19 protein-coding genes are annotated in these 16,307 nt (G+C 31.4%); 17 read left to right on the top strand and 2 right to left on the bottom strand.

The window, feature by feature from the left end:
- Nucleotides 1-33: 33 nt before the first annotated feature.
- Both AC2TDS_RS10350 and purN read right to left on the bottom strand, forming a co-directional pair.
- Nucleotides 34-672 carry a ribonuclease H1 domain-containing protein gene (locus tag AC2TDS_RS10350; RefSeq protein ID WP_484735514.1) on the bottom strand — a complete coding sequence of 213 codons (639 nt, stop codon included), beginning with the start codon at nucleotides 670-672 and terminating at the stop codon, nucleotides 34-36.
- Entirely contained in the window at nucleotides 665-1,234 is a 570-nt protein-coding gene (purN, locus tag AC2TDS_RS10345; RefSeq protein WP_484735513.1) for a phosphoribosylglycinamide formyltransferase, read from the bottom strand. The genes AC2TDS_RS10350 and purN overlap by 8 nt, the downstream gene beginning before the upstream one ends.
- Nucleotides 1,235-1,413: 179 nt before the next feature.
- Between purN and AC2TDS_RS10340 the strand changes: the two genes are divergently transcribed.
- From AC2TDS_RS10340 to AC2TDS_RS10260, 17 genes are all read left to right on the top strand, one after another.
- On the top strand, nucleotides 1,414-1,650 hold the full coding sequence (locus tag AC2TDS_RS10340) for an acyl carrier protein (protein ID WP_028891431.1): 237 nt from the start codon (nucleotides 1,414-1,416) through the stop codon (nucleotides 1,648-1,650).
- Nucleotides 1,651-1,657: 7 nt separating this feature from the next.
- The gene (gene fabF, locus AC2TDS_RS10335) at nucleotides 1,658-2,908 is read left to right on the top strand and encodes a beta-ketoacyl-ACP synthase II (protein WP_484735512.1); all 1,251 of its coding nucleotides are present in this window, start codon (nucleotides 1,658-1,660) and stop codon (nucleotides 2,906-2,908) included.
- A gap of 6 nt (nucleotides 2,909-2,914) precedes the next feature.
- Nucleotides 2,915-3,652 carry a ribonuclease III gene (gene rnc / locus AC2TDS_RS10330; RefSeq protein WP_484735511.1) on the top strand — a complete coding sequence of 246 codons (738 nt, stop codon included), beginning with the start codon at nucleotides 2,915-2,917 and terminating at the stop codon, nucleotides 3,650-3,652.
- Nucleotides 3,653-3,735: 83 nt separating this feature from the next.
- A complete protein-coding gene (locus tag AC2TDS_RS10325; RefSeq protein WP_484735510.1) occupies nucleotides 3,736-4,203 on the top strand; it encodes an IPExxxVDY family protein in 468 nt (155 codons plus the stop codon).
- A 3-nt stretch (nucleotides 4,204-4,206) separates the two neighbouring features.
- A complete protein-coding gene (gene pyk / locus AC2TDS_RS10320; protein WP_484735509.1) occupies nucleotides 4,207-5,634 on the top strand; it encodes a pyruvate kinase in 1,428 nt (475 codons plus the stop codon).
- A gap of 470 nt (nucleotides 5,635-6,104) precedes the next feature.
- Nucleotides 6,105-6,788, top strand: a complete 684-nt coding sequence (locus AC2TDS_RS10315; RefSeq protein ID WP_484735508.1) for a toxin-antitoxin system YwqK family antitoxin — start codon at nucleotides 6,105-6,107, stop codon at nucleotides 6,786-6,788.
- A complete protein-coding gene (locus tag AC2TDS_RS10310) occupies nucleotides 6,739-7,956 on the top strand; it encodes a hypothetical protein (protein ID WP_484735507.1) in 1,218 nt (405 codons plus the stop codon). The genes AC2TDS_RS10315 and AC2TDS_RS10310 overlap by 50 nt, the downstream gene beginning before the upstream one ends.
- Nucleotides 7,929-8,291, top strand: coding sequence for a hypothetical protein (locus AC2TDS_RS10305; RefSeq protein WP_484735506.1), 363 nt, complete (start codon nucleotides 7,929-7,931; stop codon nucleotides 8,289-8,291). The genes AC2TDS_RS10310 and AC2TDS_RS10305 overlap by 28 nt, the downstream gene beginning before the upstream one ends.
- Before the next feature lie 19 nt (nucleotides 8,292-8,310).
- Complete coding sequence (locus AC2TDS_RS10300; RefSeq protein ID WP_484735505.1) at nucleotides 8,311-8,766, top strand: PulJ/GspJ family protein; 456 nt, start codon at nucleotides 8,311-8,313, stop codon at nucleotides 8,764-8,766.
- Nucleotides 8,756-9,883, top strand: coding sequence for a type II secretion system F family protein (locus AC2TDS_RS10295; protein ID WP_484735504.1), 1,128 nt, complete (start codon nucleotides 8,756-8,758; stop codon nucleotides 9,881-9,883). Before AC2TDS_RS10300 ends, AC2TDS_RS10295 begins: the two co-directional genes overlap by 11 nt.
- Nucleotides 9,884-9,912: 29 nt before the next feature.
- Nucleotides 9,913-10,323, top strand: coding sequence for a prepilin-type N-terminal cleavage/methylation domain-containing protein (locus tag AC2TDS_RS10290; protein WP_484735503.1), 411 nt, complete (start codon nucleotides 9,913-9,915; stop codon nucleotides 10,321-10,323).
- Nucleotides 10,324-10,544: 221 nt separating this feature from the next.
- A complete protein-coding gene (locus tag AC2TDS_RS10285) occupies nucleotides 10,545-10,826 on the top strand; it encodes a hypothetical protein (RefSeq protein ID WP_484735502.1) in 282 nt (93 codons plus the stop codon).
- Nucleotide 10,827: 1 nt separating this feature from the next.
- Nucleotides 10,828-12,201, top strand: a complete 1,374-nt coding sequence (locus tag AC2TDS_RS10280; protein ID WP_484735501.1) for a GspE/PulE family protein — start codon at nucleotides 10,828-10,830, stop codon at nucleotides 12,199-12,201.
- A gap of 5 nt (nucleotides 12,202-12,206) precedes the next feature.
- Nucleotides 12,207-14,093, top strand: a complete 1,887-nt coding sequence (locus AC2TDS_RS10275; RefSeq protein WP_484735500.1) for a secretin GspD/PilQ domain-containing protein — start codon at nucleotides 12,207-12,209, stop codon at nucleotides 14,091-14,093.
- Nucleotides 14,093-15,238: a hypothetical protein gene (locus AC2TDS_RS10270; RefSeq protein WP_484735499.1), complete on the top strand. Its 1,146-nt coding sequence runs from the start codon at nucleotides 14,093-14,095 to the stop codon at nucleotides 15,236-15,238. Before AC2TDS_RS10275 ends, AC2TDS_RS10270 begins: the two co-directional genes overlap by 1 nt.
- Nucleotides 15,235-15,783 (top strand): hypothetical protein, encoded by a 549-nt coding sequence (locus AC2TDS_RS10265; protein ID WP_484735498.1) that lies wholly within the window; start codon nucleotides 15,235-15,237, stop codon nucleotides 15,781-15,783. Before AC2TDS_RS10270 ends, AC2TDS_RS10265 begins: the two co-directional genes overlap by 4 nt.
- On the top strand, nucleotides 15,770-16,252 hold the full coding sequence (locus AC2TDS_RS10260) for a hypothetical protein (RefSeq protein WP_484735497.1): 483 nt from the start codon (nucleotides 15,770-15,772) through the stop codon (nucleotides 16,250-16,252). The genes AC2TDS_RS10265 and AC2TDS_RS10260 overlap by 14 nt, the downstream gene beginning before the upstream one ends.
- The last annotated feature ends 55 nt before the right edge of the window (nucleotides 16,253-16,307 follow it).

Here is a 16,307-nt window from a genome sequence, read left to right as displayed (position 1 = left end):
TAAAAAGCTGAGTTTTACGTTTAAATCTTGGCTTTATTTTCTTCCAAAATCAGCTGGGATTTCACCCCAGGCTTTAGTTTCCCATTTCAATATAGTAATACGAAAGGTATTGTTTTTTAACCAATTTTCAGCTCTTTTTATAAGGGTCAGTATCTGTTTGTTTGAATTATTGAATTCAATGTTTGTTTTACATTGTTTTAGTTTTACCCAATTGATAGCTATTTTAGAGTCGGAATAAATAGGAATATCTTCCTTTTTTTTATTCTTCAGCAAAGCAATTCCGTGAACCAAGGCTAAAAATTCTCCTATATTATTTGTTCCGTTCTCAAAAGGCCCCATTTTAAAAATTTCTTTTTTACTGTGAGTCAAAACACCTCTGTATTCCATAACTCCTGGGTTACCAGCGCAAGCAGCATCTACAGAAATACTTTCTAAAATTGGAGTGCCGTATTTCTCTTTTTCACGTGGAGATAAAACTTTCTTTTTAGTATCGACACCCTTATAATCAAGGTAGCTCTTGTGAAGTGCTTTTTCTGCTTCGTTTTTATCTATAAAGGCTTTATACTGCGCTCCTTCATAGCCTTCTGTTTGTTTTTTGCATTCGGCCCAAGAGGAAAATACTCCTGTTTTCTTTCCCTTCCAAACCACATAATATTTTTTCTTTTTAGCCATTCTTTAAAATTTCATTTTCAATGATTTTAGGGAAATGCTGATACTCTAATTCATGCACTTTCTGAGCAATAGATTCTGGGGTGTCTTCTTGAGTAATTGCTGTTTTGGCCTGAAAAATAATGGCGCCTTCATCATAATTCTCATTTACAAAATGTATCGTAATACCTGTTTCAATGTCGTTGTTTTCTTTGACAGCTTTATGAACATTCATGCCATACATTCCTTTTCCACCGTATTTAGGTAATAGAGCCGGATGTATATTAATTATTTTATTAGGAAAAGCTTTTACAATTTCCGAAGGTATTTTCCATAAAAAGCCAGCTAAAACAATAAAATCAGCCTCGATTTGCAAAAAGCTCAAAACAGTGTCGTTTTTTGCAAAGCTTTCTCTGTCAAATAATGAACAATCAACATTTAAACGCTCACAACGATCAAAAACCTTGGCGTTATGATTGTTGGATAGAACGTGCGTAATGGTTATTGATTCTGAATTTTGAAAATAGTTAATGATGTTTTCGGCATTCGTACCCGAACCCGAAGCAAAGATTACAATGCGTTTCATTCTGATTTAGATGAGTTTTGACTGCAAAAAAAAGAATAATTATTAACAATGAAGACTGTTATCATTAAAGATTCAAGTATTTTTTTTATTTTAGACACCACATTTTTCTGCAAAAATTAGAATTAAAACTTAAGATTTGTATTTTTGCCCCGATTTTAAATTTTAAAACTTATAAAATTATGTCAGACATTGCATCAAGAGTAAAAGCGATTATCGTAGATAAATTAGGAGTAGACGATAACGAGGTAACTAACGAAGCAAGCTTCACAAACGATTTAGGAGCTGATTCATTAGATACCGTTGAGTTAATTATGGAATTCGAAAAAGAATTTGATATCCAAATTCCAGACGATCAAGCTGAAAATATCGGGACGGTAGGTCAAGCGATTAGCTATATAGAGGACGCAAAAAAATAAGAATTATATGCAATTAAAACGAGTTGTAGTAACTGGACTTGGCGCATTAACGCCAATAGGAAACAATAAAGAAGAGTATTGGAATAGCTTAGTTAACGGAGTTAGCGGAGCGGCACCTATAACATATTTTGATGCTGCCAAGTTCAAAACTCGTTTCGCATGTGAGTTAAAAAACTTTAACGTGAATGATTTCATCCATAGGAAAGAATCACGTAGGATGGATAGGTTTACACAGTATGCAATGGTCGCTTCTGACGAAGCAATTGCTGATGCTAACTTAAATCTTGATATCGTTGACAAATTAAGAGTCGGCGTTATATGGGGTGCAGGAATAGGCGGTTTAGAGACTTTTCAAGACGAGGTGCTGAATTTTGCTAAAGGAGATGGAACACCTAAATTCAATCCTTTCTTTATCCCTAAAATGATTGCTGATATTGCTCCTGGAAACATTTCCATTAAAAATGGATTTATGGGGCCTAACTATACCACCGTATCTGCATGCGCCTCTTCTGCGAATGCCATGATAGATGCTTTAAATTACATAAGACTTGGTCATTGTGATGTGGTAGTTACAGGGGGTAGTGAAGCTGCCGTTACTATTGCAGGAATGGGTGGTTTTAATGCAATGCATGCCTTATCAACTAGAAATGAAACTCCAGAAACGGCATCAAGACCTTTTGACGCTGAACGTGATGGATTTGTTTTAGGGGAAGGAGCAGGCGCTATTGTATTAGAAGAATACGAACATGCGAAAGCTAGAGGAGCAAAAATCTACGCTGAAGTAGTTGGAGGAGGCTTGTCTTCTGACGCTCATCATATGACAGCACCGCACCCTGAAGGGATAGGCGTAATTGCTGTAATGAAAAGTTGTTTGCAAAATGCAGGCTTAAAGCCTGAAGATGTGGATCACATCAATACACATGGTACCTCGACTCCATTAGGAGATGTAGCCGAATTAAAAGCTATTACAGAGGTGTTTGGAGATCATGCTAAGAATATTAGTATCAACTCAACGAAATCTATGACGGGACATTTATTGGGTGCTGCTGGTGCAATTGAGGCAATTGCTTCAATCTTAGCCATGGAGCGCGGAGTTATCCCCCCAACGATCAATCATAGAAACGTAGACGAAAAGATAAACCCTGAGTTAAATCTTACTTTGAACAAACCGCAAGAAAGAACCGTTAAGGTAGCCATGAGTAATACCTTTGGGTTTGGTGGCCATAATGCTTGTGTTGCTTTTAAGAAACTTGATTAATTTTGTATGAACTTCCTGCGTAGAATAGTTAAGCCCCAAAGTAAAGAGGATGAAAACTTTTACTACGAGTTAAAGGAATTACTTAATTTTAAACCAATAAAGCTATCTCATTACAAGAAGGCATTTACACATAGGTCTCTAAAATTAATTGATAACCATGGTAACCCAGTTAACTATGAACGTCTGGAGTTTTTGGGTGACGCAATTTTAGGGTCGGTAATAGCGTCTTATTTGTATAAAAAAGTACCCAAAGGTGATGAAGGCTATTTGACACAAATGAGATCTAAAGTTGTTAGTAGAGAGCATTTAAATGCTCTTGGAAAAGATTTAGACCTTATTAGATTTGTAAAAAGTAATATTGCTAATAATCAAATAAGTATCAATCTCTATGGAAATATCTTTGAAGCCTTAATAGGCGCAATTTATTTAGATAGAGGCTACAATTATTGCCATCAGTTTATATATGAGCAAGTCGTATTACCATATGTTGACATTGAAAGATTAGAAGGTAAAATTTCTAGTTATAAAGGGTACATTATAGAATGGTGTCAAAAGAATAAGAAGAAATATAGTTTTGATTCTTATGAAGACTCCGGTAATCAAAGCAAAAAACACTTTAGTGTTAGAGTCAGTATAGACGGAAGAATGATTGCAAAAGGGCGTGCAACTTCAAAGAAAAAAGCGGAAGAAATTGCTGCAAAGAGAGTCTATTATACGATGCAAGATAAAATGAAAAACTCGTAACACTTCATCGAAAACCTTTTCGTTAATTTCATATTATTTTTTAGGTACATTTACTAACTTAGCAAAAAACTAACAGAAGTTTTATGCCTGTTTATGAGTTGGATTTTGATGATATTACTAACAGTGAGTACGCTTTAATCGCGGTACATACAACGTTAGGTGATTATAAATTAGCATATCTCTTAAATAGTAAGCTTGGGTTCTTATTTGAAAAGGCAAATTACAATTTGGATATTAAAAGCAGGCATGATGTCAAAACATCATTTTCTGTGTATGAATATTTTAATACAGAGCGTAGTTGTTTTTTAATTAGCAACGTTAGTAGCAATAAAAGAAAAGTTGAGGAAGTAGGTTTGTTTGCTGAAAATACAGTAATAAATTATCTAGTTTCGGAAAAGAAAAAAGTAGATTATTTTATTAAAATAGAAGGAGGATTTGAAGGCGATTTTTTAGAGAAATCAATCAATGAAATCAAACAAATTTCGCAAATAGTAACATCATATAAAATAGAAGTTGATAGCTTAAAATCTAAAGACTTTTTAATTTTTTAGCTTATGCCAAATAACAAAAAGACAAAAATTGTAGCAACGCTAGGGCCAGCTACCAATACCAAAGAAATTTTAGCGCAAATGGCTACAGAAGGCGTGAATGTTTTTAGAATAAACTTTTCACACGCTGATTACGATATTGTAAAACAACATATTTCACAAATTAAAGAGCTAAACGAAGAAAGAGGCTTTAATATTGCAATATTAGCCGATCTCCAAGGGCCTAAATTGCGAGTAGGTGTAATGGAAGACAATGTAGAGTTAAAGCCCGGAGACACCTTTACATTCACTACTGATGAATGTACTGGGAATAAAGAGAAAGCCTTTATGACTTATCAACGTTTTCCGAAAGATGTTAATGTTGGAGAGCAAATTCTAGTAGATGATGGTAAATTATTATTTGAAGTAATTGCTACCGATAGAGCTAAGAATGTGGAAACCAAAGTGGTTGTTGGAGGCTTTTTGAAATCAAAGAAAGGCGTTAATTTACCGAATACGAAAATATCGTTGCCAGCACTTACCGATAAGGATAAAAAAGACGTGTTTTTTGCTTTGGAGCAAGAGGTTGATTGGATCGCGTTGTCGTTTGTGAGAACTCCTGAAGACCTGAGGATCCTAAGAGATTTGATAAAACAAAAATCTCGATATAGAGTTCCTGTAATAGCTAAGATCGAGAAGCCAGAAGCCGTTGAAAACATCGATGCATTAATACCGTATTGTGACGGGTTAATGGTTGCACGTGGAGACCTAGGGGTGGAAGTACCTATGCAAGATGTGCCGCTTATTCAAAAAAGTTTGGTAAGAAGAGCGAAGCAAGCTAGAATTCCTGTTATTATTGCTACTCAAATGATGGAGACAATGATTGAAAATTCTGTACCGACAAGAGCAGAAGTAAATGATGTAGCTAATTCTATCATGGATGGTGCTGATGCGGTAATGTTATCTGGAGAAACATCCGTAGGAAAGCATCCTGTTAGAGTAATAAAGAAAATGACTGAAATTATCAGAAGTGTTGAGTTTTCTGAACTAATTAAAGTACCTCAAGAACCGCCTCATATTCGTACCAATCGATTTATTACTAAATCTGTATGTCACCACGCGGCGTTAATAGCAGATGATATAAAAGCAGCGGCAATTTCAACATTGACCAATAGTGGATATACTGCCTTTCAAATTTCTGCTTGGAGACCACGAGCACATGTGCTAGCTTTTTCATCTGAAAAAAGAATTTTAGGAAAACTAAATCTTTTATGGGGTGTTAGAGCTTATCATTACGATAGAGATTTGAGTACAGACGATACTATTGAAGATATTAACGAGATAGCTAAAGAAAAAGGATTCGTTAAAATGGGCGATTTTATGATTAATTTATCATCAATGCCCGTTAAAGAAAAAGGAATGGTGAATACGTTGCGTATTTCCCAGATCGATTAATTACGGAACCATATAAATGTAAAAAAGCTCGTCAACTAATGACGAGCTTTTTTGTGTTCTGACTACTTGTAAGTACAAGCTTGTTACCGTAGAGAAACACAGATATGTTACTTTTTATACCGACTCTTAGGTAAAATTACTCAACCATTTCTTTATAGTCATAATTATATCTTACCTAATAGATAGGCATTTACCATAACCATTGTGGTCGGTAAATTAACATCAGAAATAATATAATGTCAGGTAAGAATGCAACAACTACCAATGAATACTTAGTTTCTTATGAATTTAAACATGATACATCCATACTTTAATTTAAATAAACCTAAAGCAAGAACAGTGTTGTTTCTCAAAATAGACTTTTGTAAACAGTGAATATTGATGTAATTGTTAAATTATGAGTAAGTTAGCGTTAAAAATGTTGGTATAAGGAAAAAAAAGTGTTCCTTTGTTGCGATATTCTGAGCGCTATGAAATTTTTTGCATCTATTTTTTTATTACTTGTGTTTTTTATGAACCTTTCTGATAAGAATAAAAGAAAATATAGTGATGGAATTTTCAACTATGAGTTTTCAATTACTAATAAAACGGATCGTGTAACTTTGAAGAAGTGGGTTAGGTTGTATTGGTATGAATACGGTAAAGTGCATTCAACTCTTTATGCGTTTAAAGGAAAGCTTTTAAACGGTCGTTATACAAAAAGAGTTTTAGAAACGAATACTGTGGTAGAGGAGGGAGACTACTTTTTTGGAGCTAAGGAAGGTGAATGGAAGATATGGAATGGAGCAGGAAACATTATTAAAATAGAAAATTGGAAGAAAGGGGTAAGAAACGGGAGTTTTGAACTTTATAATAAATTTTCCAAACTAGTTGAAAAAGGGCGGTATAAAAAAGGAAAAAAATCGGGGCTTTGGATTGAATATGATGACAAAATTACATATCACAGAACTTGGTTAAAAGGTGAGTTGAACGGAGTTTATGCAGCGTATGACGAAAAGGGGGGGCTTTTAGTAAAAGGGCGATATAAAAAGAACCTAAAACATGGAGTTTGGGTTAATACAAAAGAAAAGACTAGAAAAAGGTTTAAAAAAGGGCAAATAGTAGATGAACATGCAGAGACGTTTTGGGATACTTTTTCAGAAAAGAAGAGTTAAATCTAGTTCATTATCATACACTTTAATAATAATTCTATTAATAGGTGTTTTACTGGGTTCAACAATCATGGTAGTTAGCATGTATTCTAGGGTATATTCAAGATTGGAAAATCAAAATACTTTAATTGAAAACGCAAAATCTTTGGTTAATTATTGTCAAGCAAATAAGAACGGGTTGACAGCAGAGTATAGACAGCTTCCTTTTTTAAAAAACAGAGCTGAAGTAAAGCTTAAGAAATGGGGAGCGATAGACATGATTCAATATAAAGTTTGGCTTGATAAGGATACTTTAAAAGAGACATTGTTTATAGGTGAGAATAGAGATGAATTAATGTCATTGAAGATAGCGGATAATATAAATAAGCTAATGATTGGAGGTAGAACGTTAATTGAAGGAGGTATTGAAATTCCTTTCGGAATTTATGATGAATTAAATATTCCCGGTAAAGAAAATTTCATTAATTGTAAAGGGGGTATTAAAAAATCATTTGGCAATGTTAAAAACGTTATTGGGTTTTCCCTCACGGAAGGTGACGCTTTATTACTTGATGAAAATAGTCTTGGAAACGAGTTTTCAAATAGTTTTTTTGATGTTACAAAAATAATAGAGGTTAAATCAGGAGTTCTTGATGGGGTTAGACTTTCAGGTAATTATATAATTGAATCCCAAAACAAGTTGATTATAAGTGCGAGTAATTCTCTTCAAGATATTATCGTAAAGGCTCCTGAAGTGGTTGTTAAAAAAGGGTTTAAAGGGAGTCTTCAGGTGTATGCTTCAACAAAGGTTGTTATAGAAACAGGAGTAAAACTTGAATATCCATCTGTCGTATACTTAGATAATGTTAACGAAGAAGGAGGGCTTGAGATTAATAAAGAAGCAAAAGTTTATGGGGCTATTATAGGGAAATCTACATCGACTCATTTTAAAATGCTCATTGAAGACGATGCTGTTATAATTGGAGATATATATTGTCAAGGGAAATTAGATTTCAAAGGAAAGATTTATGGAATGATTACATCAAAAGAGCTTTACCTTAAAACCAAAGAATCGGAATATAAAAACGCGATACTTGATTTTAAAGCTTATAAAATGCCAGACTTAGTTTACCATATTAATCTTTATGAAAATAAAAAAGCTTCATGCAGTATTTTAAAAAGATTAAAGTAAAATCATATTCCCTGGCTGATAGTGTTTTATCGCTTGCTTTAATTTCAGTGGTAATTTCTCTTTCTATGTTGATATTTTTTAATGTTACAAACTCTATAGGTAATCGAATACAACGGGTGAATATACTAAGTAAAATAGACTCTATAAAAAATGAAGTTGAAAAGGAACCCAGCGGAATGACTGGTTTAAAAACAATGATTTATGATCATGTACAAATAACATCGGATGTCACCAGAAAAGAGGAACAAGAACTTTACGTTTTAGACATTTATGTTGAGAAAAAAGGGAGGGAAGTTTTGAGAAAAAAGTATTTAATTCTTGATGAAAAAATATAAATTAAAATCGTATACAATAATGGAGTTATTAATAAGTATGCTTGTAATGAGTATAGTTGTTAGTATTTTGTATGTCTTTTTATCTTCTTTAACTAGGCAATATAGAAATGTTTCAGATTTAGAGAATGAATTATTTGATTATTATGTTTTTAAAAACACATTGACTAGAGATTTTTATATGTGCGATGAAGTGACACTTGATAAAAACATACTTAAACTTAAGTTTAATCACTTTAATCTGAGCTATTCTTTTAAAAAAGACATTGTGTATAGAGAAAACACTCGTATTAATCAAGTGGATACTTTTAAAATAGAGGTGGTAAAAATTTCACCGCTAATAATTAAAAGAAAAAAACTAAATCTTATAAAGAACATTACCTTGGAAACAAGGCTGTACAACAAGTTGTTAAAACTTTTTTTTTCTAAAAAACATGGGTCAGATGTTATCCTAAATCATAATAGTTATGAAAATTGAGATGAAAAATGATGTGCAGAAGAATCCTAAAATGGCAAAGAAAAGTAGGGGGTTCAATTTTCAAACTATATTTCAAAAAAAGGTTGGAGATAAAACGAAGGCGATATTCTATCGTGAGTTAAAAGTGTTGCTTCGATCTGGAGTAACCCTTGAAGAAGCGTTATCCATTTTATTGTCACAATCAAAAGAAGGTAAACTTAGTGAGGGGTTAAAAACTGTATACAATGAGCTTTTAAAAGGTAAATCACTAGTTTTCTCAATGAGTAAGGTTTCTTTTTTCACTCTTTTTGAAATAAATAGCCTTTCTATAGGAGAAGAGACAAATACCTTGCCAAAAATATTAGCAGAACTTGAAAATTTTTTCAGCAGAAAGTATAAACTAAAAAGTCAAATTCAAACAGTTTTAACATACCCTCTTTTTGTTATAATGATTACCATAGCGGTGCTCACTTTTATGCTAAAAAATGTCGTTCCTATGTTTGATAAGGTTTATAAGCAATTTAACAGTGAGCTACCAGAATTAACAAGAAAGATTATTTATATCTCGAACAATTTTTCGTCTTTTATGATTGTTCTTTTATTGTTTTTAGGGAGCTTGTTTTTCTTTTATGCAAAATACAAAGAAAGAGAATTTCTTAGAAAATTAACTACATCCTTAATTTTGAAAATTCCATTTTTTGGACGTATAGTAAGGGCAATATATCTGTCTAGGTTTTGTAGAGCACTTGGCTTATTATTGGCATCTAATGTATCTATAGTTGAAGCACTGAGTTTTGTCAAGGCAATGATTAGATTTTATCCTATTGAGAGCACAATAGATGTTATTAAACGAGATATAATGAAAGGAAACTCGCTTGCTCAAAGTTTACAAAAGCATCCAATTTATGATCTTAGCTTAGTTTCTATGGTTAAGGTTTCTGAAGAAATAAACGAATTAGATGATGTTTTTAATTATCTAACCGATCTTTATTCAGATGAGGTTGATGCAAAGTCGAAAAGAATTGGTGTCTTAATAGAACCATTTATTATTCTAATTATTGGAAGTCTAGTAGGAGTTATTATGATTGCTATGTATCTACCGATGTTTGATTTAAGTAAAATACTTAACCCAAGTTAATTTAATTATATGTAAAACAATTGATTATTATGAAAAAACAGAGTGTAAAACGCTTGAAAGCATATTCGCTAAGTGAAATACTTATTGTATTGGCCATTATAGGGATCATAATTTTGTTGGTTATGCCTAATCAGACAGCTGTAGTATCTCAGGCAAAATCATTGGAAGCTCAAAACATGTTAGCTCATTTACATGCGCTTCAAAAGAATTATTTTTACAGGTACTCAAAATATTCAGGAAATCTCGAAGATATAGGTTTTGTTCAGGAGAAAACTATAGAAGAAAACGGACAAGCCGTGTATGTCATTACTATACAAGAAGTATCCAATTCAGGGTTTATTGCTAGAGCAAGAGCTTTAGCAGATTTTGATGGGGATGGAGTTTTTAATGAATGGCAAATTGATGAAAAAAGGAATTTAATCGAAGCGGTAAAAGACTAGATATGGTTTTAAATCTATTAAATCTATTTCTTCTTCTTTTTTTAAGTTTAATTTTTTGGGAAGATCACAAATACAGAAATGTAAATATTTTTTATTTCATTATTGTTTTTGGGATATCTGTTGTTCTTTTTTATATAGAGAATAATGTTCTGTTAAACATATACCTAAGCTTAATGTTTTTAATTTCAAATTTAGTTTTTCTTAAAATCTATACGGTTTTGGTGAAAAAAGAAAGGTTACATAAAACGTATGCTATTCCTGGTATTGCAGAAGGAGATATTGTTTTTTTAGTTATTACTATACCGTTATTTAGTGTTACAAATTATATTCTTTTTTATATCTCGGGAATGTTTTTTTCTATTTTGTTACACCAAATAATTAAACTAAAATGGGATAAAAGAAAAACGGTCCCTTTAGCAGGATATCTAGCAGCATATCTATTTGTTGTAATACTTTTTACCCGCCTTTCTAATAGCAGTTTATACCATAATATTATTTTATAAGATGGAAGATATCATATCTAAAGAGTTAGCATGGTTTTATAGAGTAATTCCTATAAAAGAAGAAGAATCATTTTATGAGTTTATAATTGATCGTAGTAAAAGTAATGAAAATGTTAAGAATGATCTTGAAATCATTTTAGGAAAAGAAGTAAAACTGAAGGCTACAGACAGTTCTGATGTAGAAAAATTACTAATTCAAAAATACCGAATAGCTGACAATAATCAAGTAAAAGAAGGGATTTTAGAATCAAACTTGCTAGAAGAAATTATAGGAGAGGCTGTTCAATTTAAGAGTAGTGATATTCATTTTGAAATTTACGAAGAGTATACCAGAGTAAGATATCGTATTGACGGTGTTTTGGTACAAAAGAGAAAGGTGAAGAAAGAGCTTTACATTGAACTGGTTAATATTATTAAGATTCGATCTAACCTCGATATTACTGAGAAAAGATTACCGCAAGACGGTAGAACTAAACTGGAAGGTTTTGACATAAGAGTTTCAATTACTCCCACTCAGTTTGGCGAGAAAATAGTAATGCGAATTTTAGGTAAAAGTACAGATACTCTAGCGCTGGAAGGATTAGGATTTGAAGAAGCAGAATTAAAAAGATATAAAGAAGCTGTTCAAAAGAGTAATGGTATCATATTAATTAGTGGCCCTACAGGCTCTGGAAAAACAACTACACTTTATGCTACGCTAAAACTTTTAAATAGTGTAGAAAAAAACATAATGACAATTGAAGATCCAATTGAATACGTTTTAGATGGAATAAATCAAATACAATTGAATGAAGATGTAGGGCTTACTTTTTCGAGTGCCTTAAGGTCTTTTTTAAGACAAGACCCAGATATCATTATGCTAGGAGAGATTCGAGATAAAGAAACTTCATCAATGGCGATAAGAGCCGCATTAACAGGGCATTTAGTATTATCTACTATTCATACTAATTCGGCCTTAGGCACAGTTTCAAGGCTTTTAGATATGGGGATTCCAGCATTTCTTTTATCGGAAACTCTTAATGTAACATTGGCGCAACGACTTGTTAGAAAGCTATGTAAATGCAAAAAGAAAGTGATGTTTGATTGTAAAGATTTTCCGAGTACGTATGAAATTTCTAGTGAGATAACTTCATACTATAAAGAAGTTGGTTGTGAGGAATGTCATTATACGGGTTATAAAGGGAGAAGAGCAATCTATGAAGTAATTGTGATTGATAATGAGCTAGCTAAAGAAATAAATAAAGGAGAACAAGGTTTTGTTGAGATTATGAAAAAGAAAAAAATTAAAACATTGTCAGATAAAGCATTTGATTTATTGACAAAAGGGGAAACATCGATAACCGAAATTTATCCAATATTAATAAACGCTATATAAAAAGAATGAAAAAACTAATTACAGTGCTGTTTTTGATGATTCAATTATGGGTATACGGGCAAGAATTAAGTGAAATAAGAATAAAATTAGACAAATTATCAGAAACAGAAAAAGGACTTAATGATCTTGTTCAAGTAAATGTGTCTCAAATTTCGTTGTATGATTTTGTAACTGCATTAAGTAATGAACATCAATTAAATGTTAGTATAGATAAGTCGCTAGACAATAAGGTTATTAATAATTTCTACAATGTAAAAGTAAAAGATGTATTTTTCTTTCTAATTGAGAAATATAATTTAGATGTAAAGATTTCAGGGAAAATAATAGTTTTAGATAAAAAGAAAAAGGAACAACCTAAATTGAAACGAAGGGAGATTGATATTTCTTTTAATAAAAACACAGAATTAATTTCTTTTGATCTCAAGAAAGACTCTTTATTTAATGTAACAAAGCAAATAACGAATAACACCGACGAGAATATTGTTTTAAGCCCTAAAGTTAGAAATAAACTAATTAGCAGTTTTGTGGTAAATAAAAAAATTGACTTTGCTTTAGATATGATAAGTCAAGCAAATAATTTATCGGTAACCAAAAACAAAAACGGATACTATTTTATTGATGAAAATAATCCAGATAAAAAACGATCTAAGAGTAAAGCCCGTAGAGACAAATCAGATAAAAAAAATACTGATAATCTGTTGATTGAATTAAACCCAGATAACACGATTAATATTACGGCAACGGAAGTGCCAATAATAGACATTATACATAACCTTTCTACGAAGATGAAGAAGAGTTATTTTTTATACTCAGATCTAAATACTGCGAAAAAAGCTTCGTTTTCTGTTAAAAACACCAATTTTATTGATGTACTGGAGCACTTGCTCAAAGAAACAGACTTTACATTTAAAGAGGAAGGTAGTTATTTTCTTATTGGAAAAAAAACAACAGAGGGGATGAGAATGACAGAAGTTATTAAAATGAAAAACAGAACCATTGAAAATGTACTAAAGGCCATTCCAAAAAAAATAATCTCGCATTTAGAAGTAAAAGAATTCAATGAGTTAAACGCCTTGGTAGTAACGGGTCATTTTTCTGCGATATCTGAATTAAAGTCTTTTCTGAACCAAATAGACAAAAGTGTTCCAGTAATACAAATAGAGGTTATAATTTTTCAATATGAAAAATCACATGAAATTCAAACAGGGTTGCAGGCAGGCTTTGATAAAACGCAAAATTCATCGTTAATAAATGCATTTCCAACTACTGATGTTGCCATGAATTCGGGCAGTGTAAATAAACTTATCGATGCTCTAAACGGATTTGGAATTGTGAATTTAGGAAAGGTGCCCGCTAGTTTTTTTCTAAAATTAAAAGCACTTGAAAATAACGCAATAATTAGTCTAGAATCTACACCTAAATTGGCTACTCTTAACGGACATGAAGCATCCTTGAAAATTGGTGCAACTGATTACTATTTTGAACAGACAAACGAAATTTTAAACGGGAATAATAACAATGATAATATTTTGCAATCAGGTAGGTGGAAATCTACCGAAGCGAATCTAAGTATTAAGATAAAGCCTTTTGTGTCTGAAGATGAGCATGTAACTCTTGATATTAGAGTGGAAAAGAGTTCTTTTACGGGAAGAGCTGGAGAAAATGCTCCTCCGGGTAAAAGCACGCAACAATTCGAATCGTTTATAAGAGTTAAAAATGGAGATATGATTTTATTAGGAGGGCTAGATGGTGCTGAAAAGAGTAATTCCGGAACAGGCACTCCTTTTTTCTCTAGAATACCGATTATAAAATGGTTCTTTAGTGGAAGAAAAAAGAAGAAAATGAAAAAGAAACTACATATGTTTATTAAACCAACTGTTTTTTATCACTAATGGATATTTTTAAAACGAAGCAAACGGTTTTTGTACTGAAAGTTATACTGAATGAGACGACTACATTTTCATGCTTTCAGGTAAGTAAAGAAGGAGACAGTATAAATACTGTTGGTGAAGAGTTACATGTAAATACTACTGAAGAGGTAAAAAATATTATAAAAAACAAGCCTGTTATTGTTTTGTTGACAGGGGCAAAAGTATTACATACTAATAATAGCAAGCTTTTTAAATTGTCAATAGAACAGTTTTATACAGTACATTATCGTTCTCAATCGAATGTTGAACTGCTAGCATTAATAAGAAAAGAAGAGGTTACTAAGATTATGGATACTTTATCAAAACAAAATTTATTTTTGATAAATGTATACATCGGTGTTTTAACAGTCGGTTTACTTTATGGTATGAGCTTCTCTAGTAAACAGTTGTATTTAGAGTCTTTACTTATAGATTTTGATGAGGTTGATTGTATTAATGTTTCATCAGCTTCTAAAGATGTAACTGATGAACAAAATACTATAGAAAATAATAAACTATTAATTCTGTCTTCCGTATTAGGACATTTTCAACCGTCAGACAGAATTATTGGAAATTATGAAAATGAAGATTTTAAAAATAATGCTAATGAATTAAAACATAAAAATGATTTTAACCTTTACAGTAGAATAGGGTTAGTAGTCGTATTTGTTGTTATACTGTTGAGTTATATTTTAGGAAGGGTATTTACGTATCAAAATACTAAGATTAAAACAAAGTTGGAGTACGCAATAAAAGAAGAAGCTTTTTTAAGAGGGTTAGAATTGTCAAAAGAACGAAAAGAAAAGTTTCTAAAGATTTCGGGTTTTTTTAACTCAGATAAAATTAGTTTTTGGGTTAATGAAATAACAAAGATTCTCCCTCAAACTATAACACTATCTAGATTAGAAGTTTTTCCACTGCAACAAAACGCAAAGGCTAAAAATAAAATAAGTATAATTGATAATATGGTGGTTGTAGAAGGGAGTTTTTCTGAAGAAGATGCGGGGTTTAATAATTGGATTAGAGCATTAAGGAATCATAAGAGAATTTATAGAATCGACATAACAGAATATAAGCAACAGAGGAAAGAATCTACAGATTTTGAATTAAATATTTTGTTAAAATGATGAAAGAGTCCTTAACATATAAACAAAAAAAATGGCTGTTGTTCATATTGCTCATTTTAGTAAGTATTTTAAGCTATAAAAGAGTAATAAGTAATACCTTAATACAGGGTAAAAACTATTTTGAAAGCAGAAACCTTCAAAAGAATGAAAACAGTATAAGAAAGGCTATTTTGAGCACTCAGAATGAAATTCACGAACTCGATGTATTGCTGGGTAAAGAAGACTTTGATGAATATTTTATTCAGCAAGATATTTTGGAGTTCCTATCAAATAACTCGTCAGAAAACGCCATAACTGTTGTAGATATCAAGCCTAAACATACGTATTCAATAGATCAGTATGTTATTATCTCGAATTCTTTTACATTAAAAGGAAGCTATAGCTCGTTGATTAAAACTATTTATAAAACTGAAAACGAATTAAAAAAATCTAAATTAAATAGTGTTCGTTTTTTTAAAAAAAGAAATTATAAGACAAAAAAAGAAGAACTATATGTAGCGTTGTTATTTCAAAATTTTAAAGACAAACGGAATGAACAAAAGTAGATTAAATAGAATACTAGTTTTTGTTGTTTTAGTCATTTGGATATTAGTTTTTTACCGATATTTTTATGGGGGTTCTGGTCCACAGTTAAATGAGATAGAGATATTTAGTTCTGTTCCGAGCATAAAAAATGATTCGAATGATAAAATGAATTTTGAATTGACCTTTCAAAAAAGAGATCCTTTCTTGGGGGTAATTAAAAGAAAGAAGCAAAAGCCTCTTACCTATAAAAAAATCAAAAAAAAGGCACAAAAAATAATAAGGGTAAACAAATGGCCTGTAATCATTTATTTAGGGTTTATTAAAAAAGTAAATGAAAAAAGACAGGCATTAATAAAAGTAAACGGTAAATTTAAAAGAATAAAAATGAAACAAACAATAAAATCGGACTTTGAGATTATTGGAATTTATAAAGATTCACTGGTAATAAAAGGCTCAAAACAAACAAAAACAATTAAAAGAAACAAGTAAGATGATAAAAAAATATTTTTGGAATTTAATAAACACGATTATTCTAGTACTATTT

This window comes from Tenacibaculum profundicola, from assembly GCF_057220795.1.
Note: the sequence above shows the minus strand (reverse complement) of the source record. Positions and strands in the feature narration are given on the sequence as shown.